This window comes from Sphingomonas sp. SP3, assembly GCF_058514305.1.
This window is the reverse complement of sequence record NZ_JBZSOE010000001.1, coordinates 1,092,162-1,112,229: the sequence shown is the minus strand read 5'-3', so window position 1 is coordinate 1,112,229 and position 20,068 is coordinate 1,092,162. Positions and strand designations below refer to the sequence as shown.

General features: G+C 64.3%; 20 protein-coding genes. 10 read left to right on the top strand and 10 right to left on the bottom strand.

Annotated features, from left to right (window positions below; genetic code table 11):
• Window positions 1-321 precede the first annotated feature (321 nt).
• From AC4K8G_RS05885 to AC4K8G_RS05870, 4 genes are read left to right on the top strand one after another with little or no spacing between them, the layout of a single operon-like run.
• Window positions 322-2,325 (top strand): TonB-dependent receptor plug domain-containing protein, encoded by a 2,004-nt coding sequence (locus AC4K8G_RS05885; RefSeq protein WP_491733233.1) that lies wholly within the window; start codon window positions 322-324, stop codon window positions 2,323-2,325.
• Window positions 2,301-3,122, top strand: a complete 822-nt coding sequence (locus AC4K8G_RS05880; protein WP_491733232.1) for a COG4705 family protein — start codon at window positions 2,301-2,303, stop codon at window positions 3,120-3,122. The genes AC4K8G_RS05885 and AC4K8G_RS05880 overlap by 25 nt, the downstream gene beginning before the upstream one ends.
• A 41-nt stretch (window positions 3,123-3,163) precedes the next feature.
• Window positions 3,164-3,910 (top strand): energy transducer TonB, encoded by a 747-nt coding sequence (locus AC4K8G_RS05875; protein ID WP_491733231.1) that lies wholly within the window; start codon window positions 3,164-3,166, stop codon window positions 3,908-3,910.
• Window positions 3,911-3,929: 19 nt separating this feature from the next.
• The gene (locus tag AC4K8G_RS05870) at window positions 3,930-4,631 is read left to right on the top strand and encodes a 6-phosphogluconolactonase (RefSeq protein ID WP_491733230.1); all 702 of its coding nucleotides are present in this window, start codon (window positions 3,930-3,932) and stop codon (window positions 4,629-4,631) included.
• A 4-nt stretch (window positions 4,632-4,635) separates the two neighbouring features.
• On the opposite strand, the gene AC4K8G_RS05865 is transcribed toward AC4K8G_RS05870, so the two are convergent.
• A complete protein-coding gene (locus tag AC4K8G_RS05865; RefSeq protein WP_491733229.1) occupies window positions 4,636-6,285 on the bottom strand; it encodes an MFS transporter in 1,650 nt (549 codons plus the stop codon).
• Window positions 6,286-6,423: 138 nt separating this feature from the next.
• Here AC4K8G_RS05865 and AC4K8G_RS05860 point away from each other — a divergent pair, with 138 nt between their 5' ends.
• The 4 genes from AC4K8G_RS05860 to AC4K8G_RS05845 are packed head-to-tail and all read left to right on the top strand — an operon-like array spanning window position 6,424 to window position 9,127.
• Window positions 6,424-7,362: a metallophosphoesterase family protein gene (locus tag AC4K8G_RS05860; RefSeq protein WP_491733228.1), complete on the top strand. Its 939-nt coding sequence runs from the start codon at window positions 6,424-6,426 to the stop codon at window positions 7,360-7,362.
• Between the two features lie 17 nt (window positions 7,363-7,379).
• A complete protein-coding gene (locus tag AC4K8G_RS05855; protein ID WP_491733227.1) occupies window positions 7,380-7,736 on the top strand; it encodes a cupredoxin domain-containing protein in 357 nt (118 codons plus the stop codon).
• Between the two features lie 60 nt (window positions 7,737-7,796).
• Window positions 7,797-8,387 (top strand): sigma-70 family RNA polymerase sigma factor, encoded by a 591-nt coding sequence (locus AC4K8G_RS05850; RefSeq protein WP_491733226.1) that lies wholly within the window; start codon window positions 7,797-7,799, stop codon window positions 8,385-8,387.
• The gene (locus AC4K8G_RS05845) at window positions 8,384-9,127 is read left to right on the top strand and encodes an anti-sigma factor family protein (RefSeq protein ID WP_491733225.1); all 744 of its coding nucleotides are present in this window, start codon (window positions 8,384-8,386) and stop codon (window positions 9,125-9,127) included. The genes AC4K8G_RS05850 and AC4K8G_RS05845 overlap by 4 nt, the downstream gene beginning before the upstream one ends.
• Here AC4K8G_RS05845 and AC4K8G_RS05840 read toward each other — a convergent pair.
• Genes AC4K8G_RS05840 through AC4K8G_RS05810 form a run of 7 tightly spaced genes read right to left on the bottom strand, consistent with a single transcriptional unit; the run spans window position 9,124 to window position 16,651 of the window.
• Window positions 9,124-9,612 (bottom strand): DUF3833 family protein, encoded by a 489-nt coding sequence (locus tag AC4K8G_RS05840; protein WP_491733224.1) that lies wholly within the window; start codon window positions 9,610-9,612, stop codon window positions 9,124-9,126. The genes AC4K8G_RS05845 and AC4K8G_RS05840 overlap by 4 nt on opposite strands.
• Complete coding sequence (gene acs / locus AC4K8G_RS05835; RefSeq protein ID WP_491733223.1) at window positions 9,609-11,531, bottom strand: acetate--CoA ligase; 1,923 nt, start codon at window positions 11,529-11,531, stop codon at window positions 9,609-9,611. Before acs ends, AC4K8G_RS05840 begins: the two co-directional genes overlap by 4 nt.
• Window positions 11,528-12,628 carry an NAD(P)-dependent alcohol dehydrogenase gene (locus tag AC4K8G_RS05830; protein WP_491733222.1) on the bottom strand — a complete coding sequence of 367 codons (1,101 nt, stop codon included), beginning with the start codon at window positions 12,626-12,628 and terminating at the stop codon, window positions 11,528-11,530. The genes acs and AC4K8G_RS05830 overlap by 4 nt, the downstream gene beginning before the upstream one ends.
• A gap of 9 nt (window positions 12,629-12,637) precedes the next feature.
• Window positions 12,638-13,471: an HpcH/HpaI aldolase/citrate lyase family protein gene (locus AC4K8G_RS05825; RefSeq protein ID WP_491733221.1), complete on the bottom strand. Its 834-nt coding sequence runs from the start codon at window positions 13,469-13,471 to the stop codon at window positions 12,638-12,640.
• A complete protein-coding gene (locus AC4K8G_RS05820; protein WP_491733220.1) occupies window positions 13,468-13,917 on the bottom strand; it encodes a MaoC family dehydratase in 450 nt (149 codons plus the stop codon). The genes AC4K8G_RS05825 and AC4K8G_RS05820 overlap by 4 nt, the downstream gene beginning before the upstream one ends.
• A gap of 9 nt (window positions 13,918-13,926) precedes the next feature.
• Window positions 13,927-16,239 carry a thiamine pyrophosphate-binding protein gene (locus AC4K8G_RS05815; RefSeq protein ID WP_491733219.1) on the bottom strand — a complete coding sequence of 771 codons (2,313 nt, stop codon included), beginning with the start codon at window positions 16,237-16,239 and terminating at the stop codon, window positions 13,927-13,929.
• A 37-nt stretch (window positions 16,240-16,276) separates the two neighbouring features.
• On the bottom strand, window positions 16,277-16,651 hold the full coding sequence (locus AC4K8G_RS05810) for a winged helix-turn-helix transcriptional regulator (protein WP_491733218.1): 375 nt from the start codon (window positions 16,649-16,651) through the stop codon (window positions 16,277-16,279).
• A 144-nt stretch (window positions 16,652-16,795) separates the two neighbouring features.
• Here AC4K8G_RS05810 and AC4K8G_RS05805 point away from each other — a divergent pair, with 144 nt between their 5' ends.
• Together AC4K8G_RS05805 and AC4K8G_RS05800 are read left to right on the top strand one after the other, a co-directional pair.
• Window positions 16,796-17,347 (top strand): FMN-dependent NADH-azoreductase, encoded by a 552-nt coding sequence (locus tag AC4K8G_RS05805; RefSeq protein WP_491733217.1) that lies wholly within the window; start codon window positions 16,796-16,798, stop codon window positions 17,345-17,347.
• 164 nt (window positions 17,348-17,511) lie between these two features.
• Complete coding sequence (locus AC4K8G_RS05800) at window positions 17,512-17,754, top strand: DUF6582 domain-containing protein (RefSeq protein ID WP_491733216.1); 243 nt, start codon at window positions 17,512-17,514, stop codon at window positions 17,752-17,754.
• 5 nt (window positions 17,755-17,759) lie between these two features.
• Here AC4K8G_RS05800 and AC4K8G_RS05795 read toward each other — a convergent pair whose 3' ends face one another.
• Window positions 17,760-19,058, bottom strand: a complete 1,299-nt coding sequence (locus tag AC4K8G_RS05795; protein ID WP_491733215.1) for a dihydrolipoamide acetyltransferase family protein — start codon at window positions 19,056-19,058, stop codon at window positions 17,760-17,762.
• Window positions 19,058-20,062 (bottom strand): alpha-ketoacid dehydrogenase subunit beta, encoded by a 1,005-nt coding sequence (locus tag AC4K8G_RS05790; protein WP_491734421.1) that lies wholly within the window; start codon window positions 20,060-20,062, stop codon window positions 19,058-19,060. Before AC4K8G_RS05790 ends, AC4K8G_RS05795 begins: the two co-directional genes overlap by 1 nt.
• Between the last annotated feature and the right edge of the window lie 6 nt (window positions 20,063-20,068).

The window sequence follows — 20,068 nt, the reverse complement described above, 5'->3', positions numbered from 1 at the left end:
CGGAAGGATGTCGCTCGCCGCTTGAGCGGCGACCGTCGTAGGCGTCAGGACCGCGGCGGCGCTGAATAGGAATCGGGAAGCGAACCGCCCCCCCAGGCAGTTGAAACGCCCCCCCCTTGAACAACCAACAACCTTCACCCGGGCGCCCCCTTCCCGGTTGGAGTGAATCGAGTCGGACTCGAAGAATGACCAATTTAGAGCAATTTAACGGGAGATCAGCAACCTAATTTTAACCCCGTTTATATTTTCGACATGGCACATTTGTCCTGAAACGGGATTTTAACTCGACGATTAGGAGAGCCTACTCATAGGTCCGTCCCGGTGATCGACGCGCCTCCCACAGCGCCGCCAGAAGCGGCGATCATAATCACGGGAACCGCACTGCCCGAGACGAGGGCCGAGCGCGTCTACAAGGTGGAACGCATCGGCCGCCGGCAGATCGAGCAATCACCCAGCCACGAGCTCGACCAGTTGCTGAAAGGCGTCGCGGGCCTGCAACTGTTCCGCCGGTCCGATGCGCGGAGCGGGCACCCGACCAGCCAGGGCGTCACGTTGCGTGCGCTCGGTGGAAATGCCTCCAGCCGCGCGCCGCTGGTGCTCGACGGCGTCCCGCAAAGCGATCCGTTCGGCGGCTGGGTAAATTGGCCGGCCTACGATCCCGCCGACCTCGAGCAGGTGCGGGTAGTGCGCGGCGGTGGAAGCGTTGGTAATGGTCCGGGCGCGCTTGCCGGGACGATCGACATGACGAGCCGCGCGGATGCGGGGACATCGGGCGAGTTCGACGCCGGAAGCAGGGATTCGATCGAAGCTCGCGGCCGCTTAGCGCTGAAAGCGGCGGGCGGCGTGCTGAGCGTCTCCGGCCGGTTCGAGCGCAGCGACGGGTTCGTCCCCATCACGAGCGATACGCGCGGGTCAGCCGACCGGCGCGCGCCTTATCGCGAATGGAGCGGCCGCGCCCGCTGGGTCGCGCCGATCGGCAACGATCTTGAGGCTCAGGCCAGCGTGGACGGCTTCCGCGACTGGCGCACCCGCGGCACCGATTTCAGCGCCAACCGGACCAACGGCGCCGACGCCTCGCTCCGGTTGGTCGGGCGGGGCGATTGGAAATGGAGCGCGCTCGGCTACTGGCAATGGCGCAATTTGATGAGCAGTTTCGCCAGCGTCAGCGCCGGGCGGGCGGGCGCAAGTCGCGTGTCGCTGCAAGATTCGGTCCCGTCGCACGGGCTCGGCGGAAGCGTCGAGCTGCGGCCGCCGATGCCCGCCGGGATCGAACTTCGGCTGGGCGCCGACGCGCGGCGCACCGACGGGGAATCGCGCGAGCTGTTCACATATGTGGCGGGGGAGCCGACCCGGCGGCGCGTTGCGGGCGGACGAACCATCACCAGCGGCGCCTTCGCCGAGGCGACCGGCGAGCTCGGCGCGATTACGCTGACGGGCGGTGCGCGGCTCGACCATTGGCGGATCAGCGACGGGCATTTGTTCGAGCGGCAGATCGCGACCGGAGCGGTGCTTCGCGACGAGCAGGACGGGCCGCGCGACGGGTGGCTGCCGACTGCGCGCGGCGGGGTGTCAGCGCGGCTCGGCGACGGCTTTGAACTGCGCTCGGCGGCCTATCTGGGCTGGCGCATGCCGACCTTGAACGAGCTCTTTCGGCCGTTCCGGGCGGGGGCGGATGCGACTGCTGCCAACCCGGCATTGAAGCCCGAGGGGCTCGCGGGAGTCGAGGCCGGAGTGAATTATGCGCGCGGGCCGCTCAAGCTATCGGCGACGGCCTTCGCCAACCGGCTCAAGGATGCAATCGCCAACGTCACACTCGGGCATGGCCCGGGGGTGTTTCCCGGCGTTGGCTTTGTCGCGGCAGGCGGCGCTTACAGCCAGCGGCAGAATGTCGGCGCGCTGAAGGTGCGCGGGGTTGAAGCATCGGCCGAGTGGACCCGCGGGCCGTGGACCCTCGCGGCCGGCGCAAGCCTCACCCACGCGCGCATGGAAGGCAGCGGCGCCGCGTCGTTCCTGAACGGGCTGCGGCCGGCGCAGACGCCGAGGTTCGCCGGCACCTTGTCGACCAGCTGGCAATCGGGCGGGAAGGGTGCGGTGCTCGTCCTGCGGCGAGTGACCGCGCAATTTGACGATGACCTCAACAGCGACGTGCTGAAGGGCGCAACGACTCTCGACGCCTTCGCCTCATGGCCGCTCTCGAACCGGCTGCAGCTGGTTGCGCGGGGGGAAAACCTCACCAATGCGCTTGTCATGGCCGGGATAGGTGGGGATGGATCAGTCGAGCGCGCGACACCGCGCACATTATGGATCGGATTGAGGCTCAGGTGACCGAAGAAGAGCATGCGTTGAGCAAGGTGCCGGCGATCACGCTTGGCTTCTGGATCATCAAAATCCTCGCGACGACGCTCGGCGAAACCGGCGGCGACACGGTCAGCATGACTTGGCTCGGCGAGACCACGCCCAATGCGGGCGCCGGCGGGCTCAACGGCTATCTGGTCGGCACCGCCCTGTTCGGCGTCGCCCTGATCGTGCTCGTGTGGGCACAGATCAAGGCGAGGCGCTTTAGCCCGTGGCTATATTGGGCGACGATCGTTGCCTCGACGACTTGCGGCACGACGCTTGCCGACTTCTGCACGCGCTCGCTTGGCATCGGCTACCCGGGCGGGTCGCTGCTCCTGCTAGCCTGCGTGCTCGGATCGCTGTTCGCATGGTACCGGACCTTGGGCACGGTCGACGTCAACACGATCGTGACGCCCAAAGCGGAGGCCTTTTACTGGCTGACGATCACCTTCTCGCAAACACTGGGCACCGCGCTCGGCGACTGGGTCGCCGATGCTGGACTCGGCTACAGTGGCGGCGCGCTGTTGTTCGGCGCGGCGCTGGCGGTCCTCGCGGCGCTCTATTTCACCAGCCGCGTCAGTCACGTGCTGCTGTTCTGGGCCGCCTTCATCCTGACCCGACCATTGGGCGCGACGGTCGGCGACTTCCTCGACAAGCCCGTCGCGAAGGGTGGGTTGGAGCTTAGCCGGCCACTTGCCACGGGCGCGCTGGCGGTTGCAATCATCGCGCTGATCCTGCTGTTGCCGCAGCGGCCCGGTGAACATCCAAAGAGCGCCGCCACCTGATCGTTTCGCAACCGGCTCGTCGGCAGCGGCGTTGACCGGTCGTGGCCTACCGGACCGACCTCAATAATCGCGACAAGGGCGCCGCCACCGCCGCGGTGATTGCCGTGCATGTCGCGCTGCTGTTCGCGCTGCTCAACATTTCCGGTGCGCTGCCCTTGCCAGAGCCGGAAGAGGTGCTGCGCGTGTTCGACATTGGAACGCCGCCTCCGCCTCCGCCACCACCGCCGCAGCAGCAGAAGCAGCAGCCCAAGTCTAAGGAGAAGGAGGGCGGATCGGCGCCCAAGAACATCAAAAGCGAGGCGACACCGGTGGTCGCTCCCAAGCCGAAGATCGTCACGCCGCCGGTGCAGAAGATCCCCGCGGCCGAAACGCCGCGGCAAGGCACAGCGCCGACGCAGGGCGCATCCGACGTGCGCGGGCCCGGTACGGGTACGGGCGGCGCTGGCACGGGTACTGGCAGCGGCGCCGGCGGCAGCGGTACGGGGGGAGGCGGAGACAATGGTGTCGCCAACCCGCCCCATCTCGCGACGCCGGTGCTGCGCGGCCGCGACTTCCCGCGCGACATGCTTGATCGCTGGCCGCGTGGTGCGACCATATTCCTAAGATTACGGGTGGACGCGCGCGGTTATGTCAGCGAATGCACCGTCGACCGCGGCACCGGCGTCGCCGCGATCGATACGACGATGTGCAACGTCGCGCACGACCGCCTGCGCTTCCGGCCAGCGCTGAATCGTGCAGGCCATCCGGTCGCCGGCTGGTTCGGCTATGCGCAACCGGCGCCGCGATAAGAGGACAAGAAGAACAAGCATGATCGAAGTCGAATGGTGGGAATATGATTCGCTGGATGAGCTGGCAGACGCAGTGGCCGGCGACGTCGGCTTCATCGTCGACAGCGCGGTCGACGCGCGCAACGCCTCACTGATTGCAATACCCGGCGGCAAGACCGGCCCGGCGATCTATGCCAAGCTCGCCAAGCAGCAGCTGCCATGGAAGAAGGTCACGATCATCCCAACCGATGATCGGCTCGCCCCGATGGATAGCGAGCTTTCTAACGTACGCGAGATCGCGCGCGCTTTCCTACCGGCAGGAGCTCGCGTGATCCCGATTGCGACCGAGATTGCCGACTACAAGCTCGCCGGCGGTTCGGCCGACGCGCGTCTTCAGGACTTGTCGTGGCCGCCAGACCTCGTGTGGCTGGGCATGGGCGCCGACGGCCACACCGCTTCGATCTTCAGCGGACCCGACCTCGAGGCCGCCCTCGACGCACCCAAGGCGCGCCGCGCGATCGGGGTCATGCCGGACCCGCTTCCGGCGGAAGCGCCGGTCGCGCGTGTTACGCTGACTCGTGCCGCGATCCTGTCGGCGCGCACGCTCCTGATCACCATCACCGGCCAGGAAAAGCGCGACATATTAGAGAGCGCGATCGCCGACGGGCACAGCTCGAAGTTGCCGATCGGCCGCGTGCTCGCCGAAGCCGAGCAGCCGATCGATATTCACTGGTGCCCGTGAGGCTCTAGACCTCTTCGAGGCGGCGGCCCGCGGTTTCCTTGAGGAACAGCACCGAGACGACGACCGAGATGCCAGTGAAGACGACCGAGTACCACAGCCCTTCGTAGATATTCCCGGTGATCGCGACGAGCGCGAAGCTGGTGACCGGCAGGAAGCCGCCAACCCACCCCGTGCCGACATGATAGGGGAAGGACATGGCGGTGTAGCGCACGCGCGTCGGGAACATCTCGACCAGCGCCGCAGCCTGCGGGCCGTAAACGGCGGTGGCGGCGACGACGAACATCAGCAGCAGGATGATTAATATCGTCATGCTCGAGTGAGCCGGGTCGGCGCTCTTGGGATAGCCGGCGAGCTGGAGCTCGGCATTGATTGCGTCGGCGGCCTTGGCTTTGAGCGCTTTCAGGTCGGCGCTGTTCAGGCCTTCGCCGCCCTTGATCGGCACGGTCTCGGTCCCGATCACCACGCCCGTGTTGCCGCTGGTCGACGTGCGCGTCTGGAACGAGATACCGCGCGTGACGAGGATGCTCTTGGCGATGTCGCACGCGCTGACGAACTTGGCTGTGCCGACAGGGTCGAACTGCACCGAGCAGGTGTTCGGATCGGTCGCGACGAATACGGGCGTCGAGGTCTGCGCATAGACCAGGGCCGGGTTGGCTGCGCCCGCGATCCAGTGGGATGCAGGGAAATACATGACCAGCGCAAGCAGCATTCCGCCGACCATGACGGGCTTCCTGCCAACGCGATCGCTGAGCCAGCCAAAGTAAACATACAGTGGCGCACTCACGACCGTCATAACGATCAGCAGCAAGTCCTTGGTCTGGCTCGGCAAGCCGAGCGAGCGCTCCAAGAAGACTTGGATGTAGAAGAAGGTGAAATACCAGACGGCACCCTGCGCGCACATGATTCCGAAGAATGCGACCAGCACGCGGCGGATGTTCTTTTTCGTCCCGAATGCCTCGCGCAGCGGCTTGCGCGATAAATCGTCTTCTTCCTTGAGCTTTGCGAAGTGCGGGCTCTCGGCAAGTTTGGCGCGCATCCAAACGGAAATCGCGAGCAGCACCGCGGAGACGAGGAACGGAATGCGCCAGCCCCAGTCCAGGAATACGTCCTCCCCGACGGAGGTGCGCGTCGCGACAATCACCAACAAGGCGGCGAGCAGGCCGAACGAGGCCGATGACTGAATCCAGCCGGTCGCTGCGCCGCGCTTGTTGTTGGGTGCGTGCTCGGCGACGTAGATCGCCGCGCCGCCATATTCTCCGCCCAGCGCGATGCCCTGAAGGATGCGGAGGAAGATGAGCAGGATCGGACCTAGCGATCCCGATTGGGCATAGGTTGGCAACAGACCGATCAGGAAAGTTGCGGCGCCCATCATGGTCACCGTGATCAGAAACGCGCCCTTGCGACCCAAGCGGTCGCCGACGACGCCGAAGATCAGGGCACCGAGCGGACGAAATGCGAAGCCGACCGCGAACAAGGCCAGCGCGGCGATCAGCGCGGGCGTTGGGTCAAGCCCGGCGAAGAAGACCTTGGAGATGACCGGCGCCAGGCTTCCGAAGATGAAGAAATCGTACCATTCGAAAGCGGTACCGGCGGAAGAGGCGATGACGACCCGAGCCATCGACCAAGATTTTTTCTGATCCTGCGCAGTCGCCATGTTTCCCCCCTTGGTGGGAGGGATAGCCCCGCCCTCGCGCAGTGCAAGCGCCACCCTTTTCAAATTAATCTTCGTGGCCGGGAATAAAGCCCGCCGCCGCCTAGTCTCCGCATCGAGCCCTAGCGAAAAGGACGATCGATGCTCGACGATGTGGATGACGACCGCCGCGGTTTTCTCAAATGCATGGCCTGGGCCGGAACGGGTGCCTTGTTTGCACTGGGCGGCGGGGTTGCGACTTCAGTCGGGCTGGACAGTGCGCTGGCCGCGCCGCTCAAGACGGCGCCAACGCAGCCCTTTACCTTCGTCCAGCTGAGCGACAGCCACATCGGCTTCAACAAGCCGCCAAACGCCGACGCCCGCGCGACCTTTCGCGAAGCCGTTGCCAAGGTCAAAGCGCTGCCCCAACAGCCCGATTTCATCATCCACACCGGCGACGTTTCGCAACTTTCGCGCGACGACGAGTTCGACGACGCGGACCAGATACTGAAGGAAGCCGGCCTTCCGGTGTTTTTCGTGCCGGGCGAACACGACATGCTCGATCCGGACGGCGGCAAGGCGTTCCTCAATCGCTTTGGCAAGGGCGCGAAGGGCGACGGCTGGTACAGCTTCGACCATCGCGGCGTTCATTTCATCGCGCTGGTCAACGTCGCCGACTTGAAGCCGGGCGGCATGGGAAATCTCGGCGCAGAGCAGCTGAAGTGGCTGAAGGCCGACCTCGCCGGCCGGCATTCGTCGACGCCGATTGTCGTGTTCGCGCATATTCCGCTGTGGACCGTCTATGCCGACTGGGGCTGGGGCACCGACGATGCGACCGAGGCGATGAAGCTTCTCGCCCGCTTCGGATCGGTGACCGTACTCAACGGCCACATCCACCAGATCACGCAGAAGGTCGAAGGCAAAGTGGCCTTCCACACCGCGCGCTCGACCGCTTTCCCGCAACCGGCGCCGGGCACGGCGCCTTCGCCGGGGCCGCTCAAGGTCTCGACCGAGCAGCTTCATTCGATGCTTGGAATCACCGACGCAGTCTTCGTTCGCGGCAGCGAGCGGATCGCGCTGATCGATTCCACGCTCGCGTAATTTTCCAAGGAGAAGTCATGAACCGCGCTTTCAAGATCCTGTCCCTCCAGGCGGCCGCACTGGTCACCGGCGGGCTGATGATGACCACGGTTTCGGTCGCCACGCACGCGGCCGTCGCTCCCGCTGCGACCGTGGTCCGGATCGACAATTTCTCGTTCAACACCCCGCTAGTGACCATAAAGGCGGGGACGACCGTGACCTGGGTCAACGGCGACGATATTCCGCACACGGTGGTTGCAACCAATGGCGCCTTCAAATCGAAGGTATTGGACACCGATGACCGCTTTTCATTCACTTTCGCCAAGCCAGGCCAATTCAGCTATTTCTGTTCGCTGCACCCGCACATGACGGGCAAGATCGTCGTCAAGGCGTAAGGCAGGCTCGCAACCCACCACGTGAAGAAATTTGCCCCCTCCCTCTCCACGCGGCGACGCATGGCCGCCACGGGCAATCCCGCGCCCGGCGGTGACCATGCGCCGCAATTCCGGCAGCTGGTGCTGCCGCACCTCGACGGCGCCTACAATCTCGCGCGCTACCTGACGCGCGATGCGACGCTCGCTGAGGATGTCGTGCAGGATGCGGTGCTTCGCGCCTATCGGGCGTTCGACCAGTTTCGCGGCGGCTCGCCGCGCGCCTGGCTGTTCATGATCGTCCGCAATTGCGCGAGCACGGCCCTGTCCGGCCAGCGCGGCTCGCTCGCGCTGGTCGTGCACGAAAGCAGTCTCGACGAAGAGAGCGTGAGGCAGCTGAACGAGCATCCGGACGGGGCCGCAAACCCGGAGGACAGCGCGATCCAGGCGGACGAGGCTTTGCTCGTCCGCTCCGCGATCGAAGCCATCCCGGAGCCATTCCGGGAAGCCGTTGTGCTTCGGGACCTCGAAGATCTTAGCTACGCCGAAATCGCCGAAGTGACCGGCGTTCCGATCGGTACTGTGATGTCCCGCCTCGCGCGGGGCCGGGCCATGCTGGCCAAGGAATTACTGCCGGCGGCAAGGCACGCCGAGCAGACAAGGAGTGCTAAATGACGAAGGCCTGCGCGGACCAGGAATTGCTGCTGGGCGGGCTTGTCGACGGCGAGCTCGACGCCGCGAACACCGCGATGACCGAGGCGCATGTGTTGCGTTGCGAGGGCTGCCGCGAGGAGCTTGAGCGGCTCCATGCCGTGCGCAGCCTCGCGCGCGGCGAAGGCGTCCGCCATGAGGCGCCGAAGGCGCTACGCTCGCGCATTTCGGCACTACCCGAACTTAACTTCAAGCCGGCCAACCAAAACAGCGTCGCGGGCTGGCTTGGACCGGGCCTTGCTGGCGCGCTGGCGGCGTCGCTGGCGATGGTCGCGATTCTTCCCAACGGCTCGCAGTCGGTGGTGGAGCAGGAGCTGGTGTCGAGCCACGTACGCTCGCTCCAGCCGGGCCATTTGACCGACGTCCAGACGACCAACCAGCATATCGTGAAGCCGTGGTTCAACGGGCGGATCGACTTCGCGCCGCCGGTCCCCGAACTCGCCAGCGTCGGCTATCCGCTTGCCGGTGGACGACTAGATTCCATCGATGGCAAAACGGTTGCGGCGATCGTCTATCATCGCCGACTTCACGTCGTGAACCTGTACGTTTGGCCCGGTGACAAAGGCGCGCCACGATCGTTCCAGAAGGACGGTTTTGCGATCGAGGAATGGAACAAGGACGGCTTACGTTATTCGGCCGTGTCCGACATTCCGGTCGCCGATCTCAAGAACTTCCAGAAGCAGTTCATCGCCGCGTCCGGCTAGTCGACTTTGCGCACCGTGCCTTCGACGCGCGCGAACTTCAGGCCGACCTTCTTCGCAACGACCTGATTGCTGAGGCTCTTGCCGTCGGCTGACAGCTTCAGCTGTTGCTGGATGTTGAGGCCACCTTTCATCACATAGCGGATCATCGCCGTGTCGCCGTCGATCTGGATGTCGACCGGCCCGGTCGCGTCGGTCAGCGTTCCGGTGAAATGGTTGGGGCCGGCCTGCCGCATGATCCACTTGCGCTGGCGAACGGGCTTGTCGCCTTCGCGCACCGTGTCGATCAGCACGAAGTCGCCGCGGTCGCCCTTGCCGCCGACGCTGTCCACGATCAGGGACACAGGCTTCTTCAGCACGACCTTCATCACATTGTCGGCGTGGGTCTTGCCGGTGAAGAAGGCGAGCATGTCGAGCCGCGGCTTGTCCGCCGACGCCGAGGTTGCAGCGCACAGCAGCAAGATTGCAGATGCTGCGGTGATCCTCATTGCCGCCCCGCAAGCAAGGCAGCCACGACGCTGGGATCAGCAAGTGTCGAGGTGTCCCCGAAGCCTTCAGTCGCCCCTTCGGCAATCTTTCTCAAAATGCGGCGCATGATTTTTCCTGACCTCGTCTTTGGTAACGCGGGCGTGAACTGGATTTTCTCCGGCGCGGCGAGCGCGCCGATGTCATTGCGGACTTCCTGGTTCAGTTCCTTGCGAAGTGAGTCATCCCCTTCCTCACCTGCGTTCAATGTGACAAAGGCATAAATTCCCTGACCCTTGATATCGTGGGGGAAACCGACGACCGCGGCCTCGGCAACCTTCGGATGCGACACGAGCGAGCTTTCGACCTCGGCGGAGCCGACGCGGTGGCCGGATACGTTGATCACGTCGTCGACACGGCCGGTGATCCAATAATAGCCGTCATCGTCGCGGCGACAGCCGTCGCCGGTGAAATATTTCCCGCGATAAGTGGTGAAGTAGGTCTCGAAGAAGCGCTTATGGTCGCCCCAAACAGTACGCATTTGGCCGGGCCATGAGGCGGTTAGGCAGAGGTTGCCGCTGACCGCGCCGTCAAGGGTTCGGCCCTCGCTATCGACCAGCTCGACCTGGATTCCGGGAAGCGGTTTTGTCGCCGAACCCGGTTTGGCGGGAACCGCGCCCGGGACCGGTGAGATGAGTGCGGCGCCAGTTTCAGTCTGCCACCAGGTGTCGACGATCGGGCAGCGCCCGTCGCCAACGATGCGCCAATACCATTCCCATGCGTTCGGATTGATTGGCTCGCCCACCGTGCCGAGCAGGCGCAGGGATTTGCGCGAATGACGCGTCACCCACTCGTCGCCCTCGCGCTCGAGCGCCCGGATCGCGGTCGGCGCGGTGTAGAAGAGGGTGACGCCGAGGCGGTCGATGGTTTCCCAAAAGCGGCCGAAGTCAGGATAATTCGGAACGCCGTCGAACATGACGCTCGTCGCGCAATTGGCGAGCGGGCCGTAGACGACGTAGCTATGGCCGGTAATCCAGCCGACGTCGGCGGTGCACCAGAAGATGTCGTCCGGCCGGTAATCGAAGATCCAATCGAAGGTTGTCGCGGCCCACACCGAATAGCCGCCGGTCGTGTGCACGACGCCTTTCGGCTTTCCGGTCGATCCCGAGGTGTAAAGGATGAACAGCGGGTCCTCCGCATTCATCATTTCCGGCTCGCATTCGGTCGAGAGGCTGTCGCGAACTGCTGAATAGCTAATGTCGCGCCCGTCCTTCATCGGCACATCAGAACCGGTGCGCGTGACGACGATGACAGTGTCGACATCGCGCTGCTCGAGCGCCTGGTCGACGTTGCGTTTCAACGGGATGGGCTTGCCGCCGCGCACGCCCTCGTCGGCGGTGATCACGCACACCGCGTCGCAGTCGACGATGCGCCCGTGGAGACTCTCGGGTGAGAAACCGCCGAACACGACCGAATGAACCGCGCCGATGCGCGCGCACGCGAGCATTGCCGCCGCCGCTTCGGGGATCATCGGCATGTAGATCATCACCCGGTCGCCGCGCTTCACCCCACGCGACTTGAGCAAATTGGCGAAGCGACAGGTTTCTTCGAACATCTCCTTGTAAGTGAGCGAATAGCCGTCGCCCGGCTCGTCCGCCTCGAAGATGATTGCGGTTCGGTCACCATGCTCCGCAAGGTGGCGGTCGAGGCAATTGACCGACAGGTTCAGTTCGCCATCGGCGTACCAGTTGATGTGGAAATCGGCCTCGTCATACGACCAGTCGCCGGCCTTGGTCGGATCCTTGTTCCACGTCAGCCGGCGCGCCTGGTCGAGCCAGAAGCGGTCGCGATCACTCTGCGCGGACTCATGGAGCTTCGCCAGCTCGACAGGACCGATGCGCCCGCCAAACCCTTCGGGGATTGGATAGATCGCTTCGCTCACAATCCCTTGCTCATGTCGACCACGAACCGATAGCGGACGTCATTCCTCAGTAAGCGCTCATAGGCTTCGTTTATCTCGCGCATCTCGATGAATTCGACGTCGGGGTAGATCCCTTTCTCGGCGCAGAAATCGAGCATCTCCTGCGTTTCCGGAATGCCACCGATCGCCGACCCCCCGACTGCGCGGTTCCACCACACCACGTCGCGGCCAGCAAAAGGCGGCAGCTCGTTGAGCGCGCCGACGATCACCATTCGCCCCGATCGCCCGAGCAGATGAAGGTACGGGGTCAGGTCGTGACTTACCGGGATGGTGTTGAGAATGAAGTCGAAGCGCGTCGCCGCTTCGTCCATTTGCTTGGCGTCGGTCGAGATGATCACGTCATGCGCGCCAAGCTCACGTGCGTCGTCGCCCTTGCTGGGCGTGGTGGTGACCATGGTGACGTGCGCGCCAAGCGCTGCGCCGAGCTTCACGCCCATATGGCCAAGCCCGCCGAGGCCGACGATGGCCATCTTCGTGCCAGTGCCGACATTATATTGGCGGAGCGGCGAGTAGGTCGTGATGCCCGCGCATAGCAAAGGCGCGACGCGCGCCTCGTCCATCCCTTGCGGGACCTTCAGCACGAAATGGTCGCGAACCACGATATGGTCGGTGTAGCCGCCCTTCGTGTTCTCGCCGGTGTGCCGGTCGGGGCTGTTGTAGGTTTGCGTGCAACCTTCGCGGCAGAAGACTTCCCAGCCGGCTAGGCACTGGTCGCATGCCATGCAACTGTCGACCATGCAGCCGACCGCGACCGTGTCGCCGACGCGGTGACGCGTGACTTCGCTCCCGATCGCCGTCACGCGGCCGACGATCTCGTGGCCGGGGATGGACGGGCGGGCGGGCTCGCCCCAGTCGCCGCGAACCGTGTGAAGGTCCGAATGGCAGATGCCGGCATAGGTGATCTTGATCGCGACGTCGTCCGGGCGAAGCGCGCGGCGTTCGAATTCCATCGGGCGGAGCGGCTGATCGGCCGCATCGCTGCCCCAGCCCTTGGCCTTGGTCGGTCCGTTCGTGGCCTGCTGAGTATTCGCAGCGTGCGGGTCTGCAGTCGTGGCCATCGGAACCTCCTATCGTGATCGTTCGAGTATGCGCCTTGCCTGGACGAGATGTGGGCGATCGACCATTTTTCCGTCGACCGAAAGCACTCCGGCGTCAGGCTGTGCCTCGAACGCGGCGACGACGGCCTCGGCATGCTTCACCTCGTCGGAGGACGGCGTGAAAGCCGCGTTGATCACTCCGACCTGTGCTGGATGAATCGCGAGCTTGCCGGTGAAGCCTTCAGCTCGCGCCGCTTCGGCCTCGGCGCGGAGACCAGCTTCGTCGCGAAAATCCGCGAATACCCCGTCGACCGGCTGGACACCGGCGGCGACTGCGCCGGCAAGGCACAATGAGCGCGCGAGTTTGTAGGTGAAGGCAAGCTGGCCATTGTCGTCATATTTGGACGAGGCGCCGAGCGCCGCAGACAAATCCTCCGCGCCCCAGCTCATTGCCGCGAGCGGCGATCCCGGCTGACGGTAGGACAGGAGCCCGAACAGGCTTGCGGCAGTTTCCGTCACGATCGCGTGGATCGGGATGTTGCCGGTGCGGAAGGCAAGCTCGGCGATGTCCGCGCCGCTCTCGGCCTTGGGCAGGACGATGCCGTGGATGTCGGCGATGCCGAGCACATCCATGTCGTCCTTGTGAAACTCCGACCCAAGCGGATTGACCCGAACCCACCATAAGGGCCCGCCCGAGCGTTTCGGGATGTTCTTCAGCAGTTCGCGCGCGATCGGCTTCATCGCCGGGGCGACGCTGTCTTCCAGGTCAAAGATGATTGCGTCGGCGTCGCTGTCGAGCGCCTTCATGATCTTCTTCTCGCTGTCCGCGGGGACGAACAGCCAGCTGCGCGGCTTGGCGCTCACGGCTTCTTCTGCAAAAGCGCGGTGCGTTTCATCACGCACACGATTTCGTCGCGCTGGTTGGTGGCGCGATGCTCCCAGGTGACGATCCCGGCTGTCGGCCGCGAACTGCTCTCGCGCACCGCGACGCACTCGCTCTCGAAGCGCAAGGTGTCGCCGTAGAACACTGGCTTTGGGAATTTGACTTCGTCGAAGCCAAGGTTGGCAATCAAGGTGCCGAGCGTGGTGTCCGCGACCGATACGCCGACCACTAGGCTGAAAGTGAAGCAGCTGTTCACGAGGATCTGCCCGAACTCGCTCGCCTTCGACGCCTCAAGGTCGAGGTGCAGCGGCTGGGGATTGTGGGTCAGCGTCGAGAACAGGACGTTGTCGGTTTCGGTTACGGTGCGCGTCAGCGCGTGCGCGACCTTGTCCCCGACCTGCCACTCATCGAAATAGCGCCCTGCCATGCGCCCTTCCTATTGGCCGAGGAGTAGCTCGGCAACGCCTTCGGTGATCGCCGACCCGTCGAGGCGATAGGCCGCGTAAAGGTCGGCAAGGTTGCCCGTCTGTCCGAACTTCTCGACTCCGAGCGGCGCGACGCGCTGGCCGAGTACGCCACCAAGCCATGACAGAGACGCGGGCGCGGCATCGGCGATGGTGACCAGGCCGGCGCTGGGCGACAGGCCGGACAGGAGCTGCTCGATATGGCTCGGCTTGCGCTCGCCTTTCCACCGCGCGGCTTGGGCTGCGGTCCATCCACGGTGCAGCAGGTCGGGCGAAGTGACCGCCAGCAATCCGAGGCCCGGCAGGTCTTCCTTTAGTTCTTCCCAGGCGGCGAGCGCTTCGGGCATGACCGCACCCATCGCCACGATTGCCGCCTCTGCCTGGTCGCCAGGCTCCCGCAGCCAGTAACCGCCGGCGAGCGCGCCCTCGCGCCAGCTATCGCCACCTCGCTCCACTTGCGTGATGCTACGCGTCGACAGGCGGAGATAGGTGCTTTCCCCATTCGGATCGTCGATCAGGCGGAACGCCTCCTGCATCATCGCCGCGAGCTCGTCGGCATAGGCTGGCTCGTAATGGCGGAGGCCCGGCTGACCGAGCGCGATGAGCGGCGGGTTGATCGACTGGTGCGCACCGCCTTCGGGCCCAAGCGTGATGCCGCTCGGCGTCGCCACCAGCAGGAAGCGCGCGTCCTGGTAACAGGCGTAATTCAGGCTATCCAATCCCCGCGCGATGAACGGGTCGTAGAGTGTTCCGATCGGGAACAGGCGCTGATCCCATAGATCGCCTGAGAGGCCCGCCGCCGCGAGCATCAGGAACAGATTCGATTCCGCGATGCCGAGCTCGATATGCTGGCCCTGGTTGGTCGCGCCCCATTTCTGCGCTGATGGAATCTTCGCCTTAGCGAACACGTCGGGCGTGTCGCTGCGGCGGAACAGGCCACGCTGATTCACCCAGGCGCCCAAATTGGTCGAGACGGTCACATCGGGCGAGGTGGTAACGATGCGGTCGGCGAGCGCGCCGCCTGCCTTGCTTAGTTCCAGCAGGATGCGGCCGAACGCGGCTTGCGTCGACTGTTCCTCGCCGGCTGGCGCAAGCAGGTTTGGAATCTCCACACTGCCGAAGTCGCGGCCGCGCTTGTCGCGCCGGATTCGCGTCCGTTCGAGCAGAGCCTCGACGCCTGAGCGAGCGTTGTCACCGACGGATTCGAGCGGTTCCCATTCCTGGCCTTCGCGAACGCCCATCGCTTCGCGCCACGCCGTCATCTGCGTCGGGTTCATCAGGCCCGCGTGATTGTCCTTGTGGCCGGCAAAGGGCAGGCCGTGGCCCTTGATGGTCCAGGCGATGAACAGGGTCGGGACATCATCGTCGGCGGCTTCGAAGGCCGCGACCAGCGTCTCCATGCAATGGCCGCCAAGATCGGTGAACAAGGACGCGAGCGCCTCATCATCATGGGCCTTCAGGAACGGCGCGGCGCTCTTTCCAAGCTCTGCCTGAATGCGCGCGCGCCACGCCGCTCCACCCTGATAATGAAGCACTGACAGATCCGCGTTGGAGAGCGTTTCGAACCAACTTTTCAGCTTCGGATTCGCGTCGAGCGTCGCCTGCAGCTGCTTGCCGTAGCGAAGCTCGACGACGCGCCAGCCGCAGCTTTTGAAAATCTCGTCGAAGCGCTCGAACATGCGGTCGGCGCTGGTCGCGTCGAGGCTCTGGCGATTGTAATCGATGATCCACCACAGGTTGCGGACGTCGTGCTTCGCGCCCTCGATGATCGCTTCGTAGATATTGCCTTCGTCGAGCTCGGCGTCGCCGATCAGCGCTACGAACCGGCCGCGGTCCTTGTCGTCGAGCCAACCGTGAGCGGTCAAATAATCCTGCACGAGCGAGGCGAAGAGCGTGATGGCGACGCCAAGCCCGACCGAGCCGGTCGAAAAGTCTACCGGGATCTTGTCCTTGGTCCGGCTGGGGTAGCTCTGCGCGCCGCCGAAACCGCGGAAGTTTTCGAGCTTATCCAGCGACTGCGAACCGAGCAGATAATGAATCGCGTGCAGAACCGGGCCGGCATGCGGCTTGACCGCGACGCGGTCATTCTCGCCAAGCGCATGGAAATAGAGGGCGGCCATGATCGCGGTCATCGAGGCGCAGCTCGCCTGGTGACCGCCGACCTTTAGCCCGTCGTCATTGTCGCGGATGTGATTGGCGTGGTGGATCGTCCACGCCGACAGCCATTTCAGGCGATCGTCGAGTATCTTCAGCGCATCGATGTCGGTGGTGACGGGCTTCAACATTCGCCCGCCCTAGCGGGTCGCGGGCCCCGCGAAAATGCTAGGCTGCTTCGGCCTTGTCGTTCTCGGCGTCGAACCGCGCATGGGCCGCATGGATCGCTTCGACATTATCCAGCGCCCATTGCGACAGCGCATTCACCGGCTTGAGCAATGAGCAGCCAAGGTCCGTCAGCGCATAATCGACCCGCGGCGGGATGGTCGGGGTGACCGTCCGGCTGACGAGGCCGTCGCGCTCGAGGTTCCTCAAGGTCAGGGTCAACATGCGCTGCGAGACGCTCGGGATTTCGCGCCGAAGCTCATTGAAGCGACGCGATCCATCACCGAGCGTGGTCACGACGAGCACGCTCCACTTGTCGCCAATGCGCGCCAGCAACGTGCTGATCGTGCGGCATACCGGGTTCGCTGGATCCTTCATCGGTATCGTCCCTGTTCCTGCGTCACAGCCGTGTTCGCGGCCCACAAATTTGTTCGTCCACCACAAAAAAGTGCGTTCTTGTGGGTGCTTTGATGGTGGTTATCTAGCGTGCCTCAGTAACAAATCAATACTTAGGAGGCATTAGTGACCATCCTTCACATCGACAGCAGCATCAATGGCGAGAACAGCGCCAGCCGAGAGGTTAGCCGCTCGATCGTCGAGCAGCTCAAGGGCGCCCTGTGGGGGGAGGAAGTGGTCTATCGCGACCTTGCCGCTGATCCCCTTCCGCACCTGACTTTGGACGCATTCGCGGATTCCTCGGTGCTCGACGAATTCCTCGCCGCCGATACGATCGTCGTTGGCGCGCCAATGTACAACTTCACGCTGCCAACCCAGCTCAAGTCGTGGATCGACCGCCTGATGGTGGCGGGCAAGACGTTCCGCTACGGCGAAAACGGCCCAGAGGGCCTGGCTGGCGGGCGGCGGGTCATCTTCGCGATCGCTCGCGGCGGCATCTACAGCCATGGTGCGCCGGCCGCAGCGCTCGAGCATCTCGAAACCTACCTTCGCGGCGTGTTCAACTTCATGGGAATCGAACCGGAGTTCGTGATCGCCGAGGGCATCAACATCAGCCCCGAACATCGCACAGCCGCGATCGAACAGGCAGTCGGCGAGAGTCTCCGCCTCGCGGCCTGAGAGCTTGGCGGGCGCGCGCGTTTTGCCCCTGTTTACGCGCGCATTTCCGCCGTTCGCAGCCCCGGCGCTTCGTCTTATCCCCTCCACGGAGCGCCGGGGCTCAATTCATGAAGCAAGCGAAGAGTGCGCGCGTTTTACTTTCTCCATTTCGAGGAGAATGAGTGATGGCCGAACTCAAGGAAGCACAGCGCGACCATATCGACAGCGACAAGTTCGCCTTTCCCAAGGAGCGAAAGGAACCGATCCACGACGCGGCGCACGTGAGGAACGCGATTTCGCGCTTCAACCAGGTCGAAGGCGTTTCCGACGACGAGCGCGATTCCGCCTGGCGGCGGATCAAGAAGGCCGCCGACAAGCATGGCGTCGAGGTCAGCGAAAAGAGCTGGCGAGAACTCGGAAAGAAATAGCGGGTTTAAGCCGAGAGCAGTCGCAGCGGGTTCTCGATGTAGCCCTTCAGCGTCTGCATGAAGCTCGCCGCATCCCAACCGTCGACCACGCGGTGATCGCACGACAGCGACAGGTTCATCCGCTTCCGCACCTCGATCTCGTCGTCGACGGGAACGAGCTTGTCCTCGATTTTGTTTACCGCGACGATCGCGACCTGAGGCGGATTGACCACCGGGGTCGAGGTGATGCCGCCCATCGGGCCGAGGCTGGAGATGGTGAAGGTGGCGCCGGTCAGCTCCTCGCGGCTTGCCTTGCCGGTGCGCGCCGCTTCGGACAGGCGCACGATCTCGGCCGCGAGTTCCCACACCGAGCGGGCCTGGGCATCGCGGATGGTGGCGACCATCAGCCCGTTCTGGGTTTGGGTCGCGACGCCCATCTGCACCGAGCCGTGGCGGGTGACGACCATCGCCTCATCATCGAAGGTCGCGTTGAGCATCGGCCATTCGGCGAGCCCGCGTGACAGCGCCGTGATGAGGAACGGCAGGAGGGTGAGCTTGGGGTTCGAGCCGCGGTCGCGATTCATCATCTGCCGCGTCTCTTCGAGAGCGGTGACGTCATATTCTTCGACCAGGGTGAAGTGCTGGATGCGGCGGTTCGCCTCGGCCATGTTCTCGGCGATCTTGCGCCTGAGGCCGACAACCTTGATCGCTTCGTCGCGGCGCGGCGCGGCTGATCCGCGGACCGAAACATTGCCGCCGTTGTAGAGCAGGTAGGCGTCGAGATCCGCGTGGCGGATGCGGTCGCTCGCCGTTTTCACCTGGCCAAGGTCGACACCGAGATCGCGCGCGCGCTGCCGAACCGCGGGAGAGGCGAGGACCTGGCCCTTGCCCGTCGCATGTTCGGCGACTTCCGGCTCGGGCTTCGGTTCGGGCCTGATCTCTGGCGCCGTCTTTGGCTTTGCATCCTCGACCACCTTGGTGACCGGGATTTCTTCGGCGAGCTCCGGCGTGGCCTGGACCGCGCCATCGGCGAGCGGACGCTCCTCCTCGCTGTCCGAGACGGGCTCGGCGGCTCGATCGGCGCCTTCGGTCTCGATCACGGCGAGCACCGACCCGATCGGAATCTGATCGCCCACTTCGCCGGCGAGCTCAATCACCTTGCCCGCGACGGGGCTTTCCATTTCGACCGTCGCCTTGTCGGTCATCATGTCGGCGATCTGCTGGTCCTCGCCGATCGTGTCGCCGATTTTCACGTGCCACGCGACGATCTCCGCCTCGGCGATGCCTTCGCCGATGTCCGGCAGCTTGAATTCGTATCTAGCCATCAGTCAGCCATCACTTTTTCTAGCGCGCGCTTGAAGCGCTTGGGGCCGGGGAAATAAGCCCATTCGTAGGAGTGCGGATAAGGCGTGTCCCACCCGGTCACGCGTTCGACCGGCGCTTCGAGATGATAGAAGCAGCGCTCCTGCACCAGGGTCACCAACTCCGACGCGAAGCCCGAGGTGCGCGGCGCTTCCTGCACGACGAGGCAGCGGCCGGTCTTTTTTACTGACGTCTCGATCGTGTCGATGTCGAGCGGTACCAATGTGCGAAGGTCGATGACTTCAGCGTCGAGGCCCTGCTCCTCGACCGATGCCAGCGCGACATGGACCATCGTGCCGTACGCAAGGACCGTCAGGTCGGCGCCTTCGCGAACCACCGCGGCCTTGCCCAGCGAGACGGTATAGTGACCTTCGGGCACTTCGCTTGCAGGGTGCTTCGACCAGGGCTTCACGGGCTTGTCGTGGTGACCGTCGAACGGGCCGTTGTAGATGCGCTTGGGCTCGAAGAAGATCACCGGATCGGGATCCTCGATCGCGGCGATCAACAAACCCTTCGCGTCATGGGGCGTCGACGGGATCACCACCTTGAGGCCCGCAATGTGCGTAAACAGGCTTTCGGGGCTTTGGCTGTGCGTCTGGCCGCCGAAAATGCCGCCGCCATAGGGCGAGCGGATGACCATCGGCATCGTCCATTCGCCGCCGGTGCGGTAGCGCATCTTGGCGACTTCGCTGACAATCTGGTCGTAGCCGGGATAGATGTAGTCGGCGAACTGAATCTCGACGACCGGCTTGATGCCATAGGCCGCCATGCCGACGGCCGTTGCGATGATCCCACCTTCGCTGATCGGCGCATCGAACGCGCGGGTTTTGCCGAATTCCTTTTGCAGCCCTTCCGTCACCCGGAAAACGCCGCCGAAATAGCCGATGTCCTCGCCGAACACGACGATGTCCTCGTCGGCGCGCATCATCACCTTGTGGGCATCGTTGAGCGCCTGGATCATATTCATGGTCGG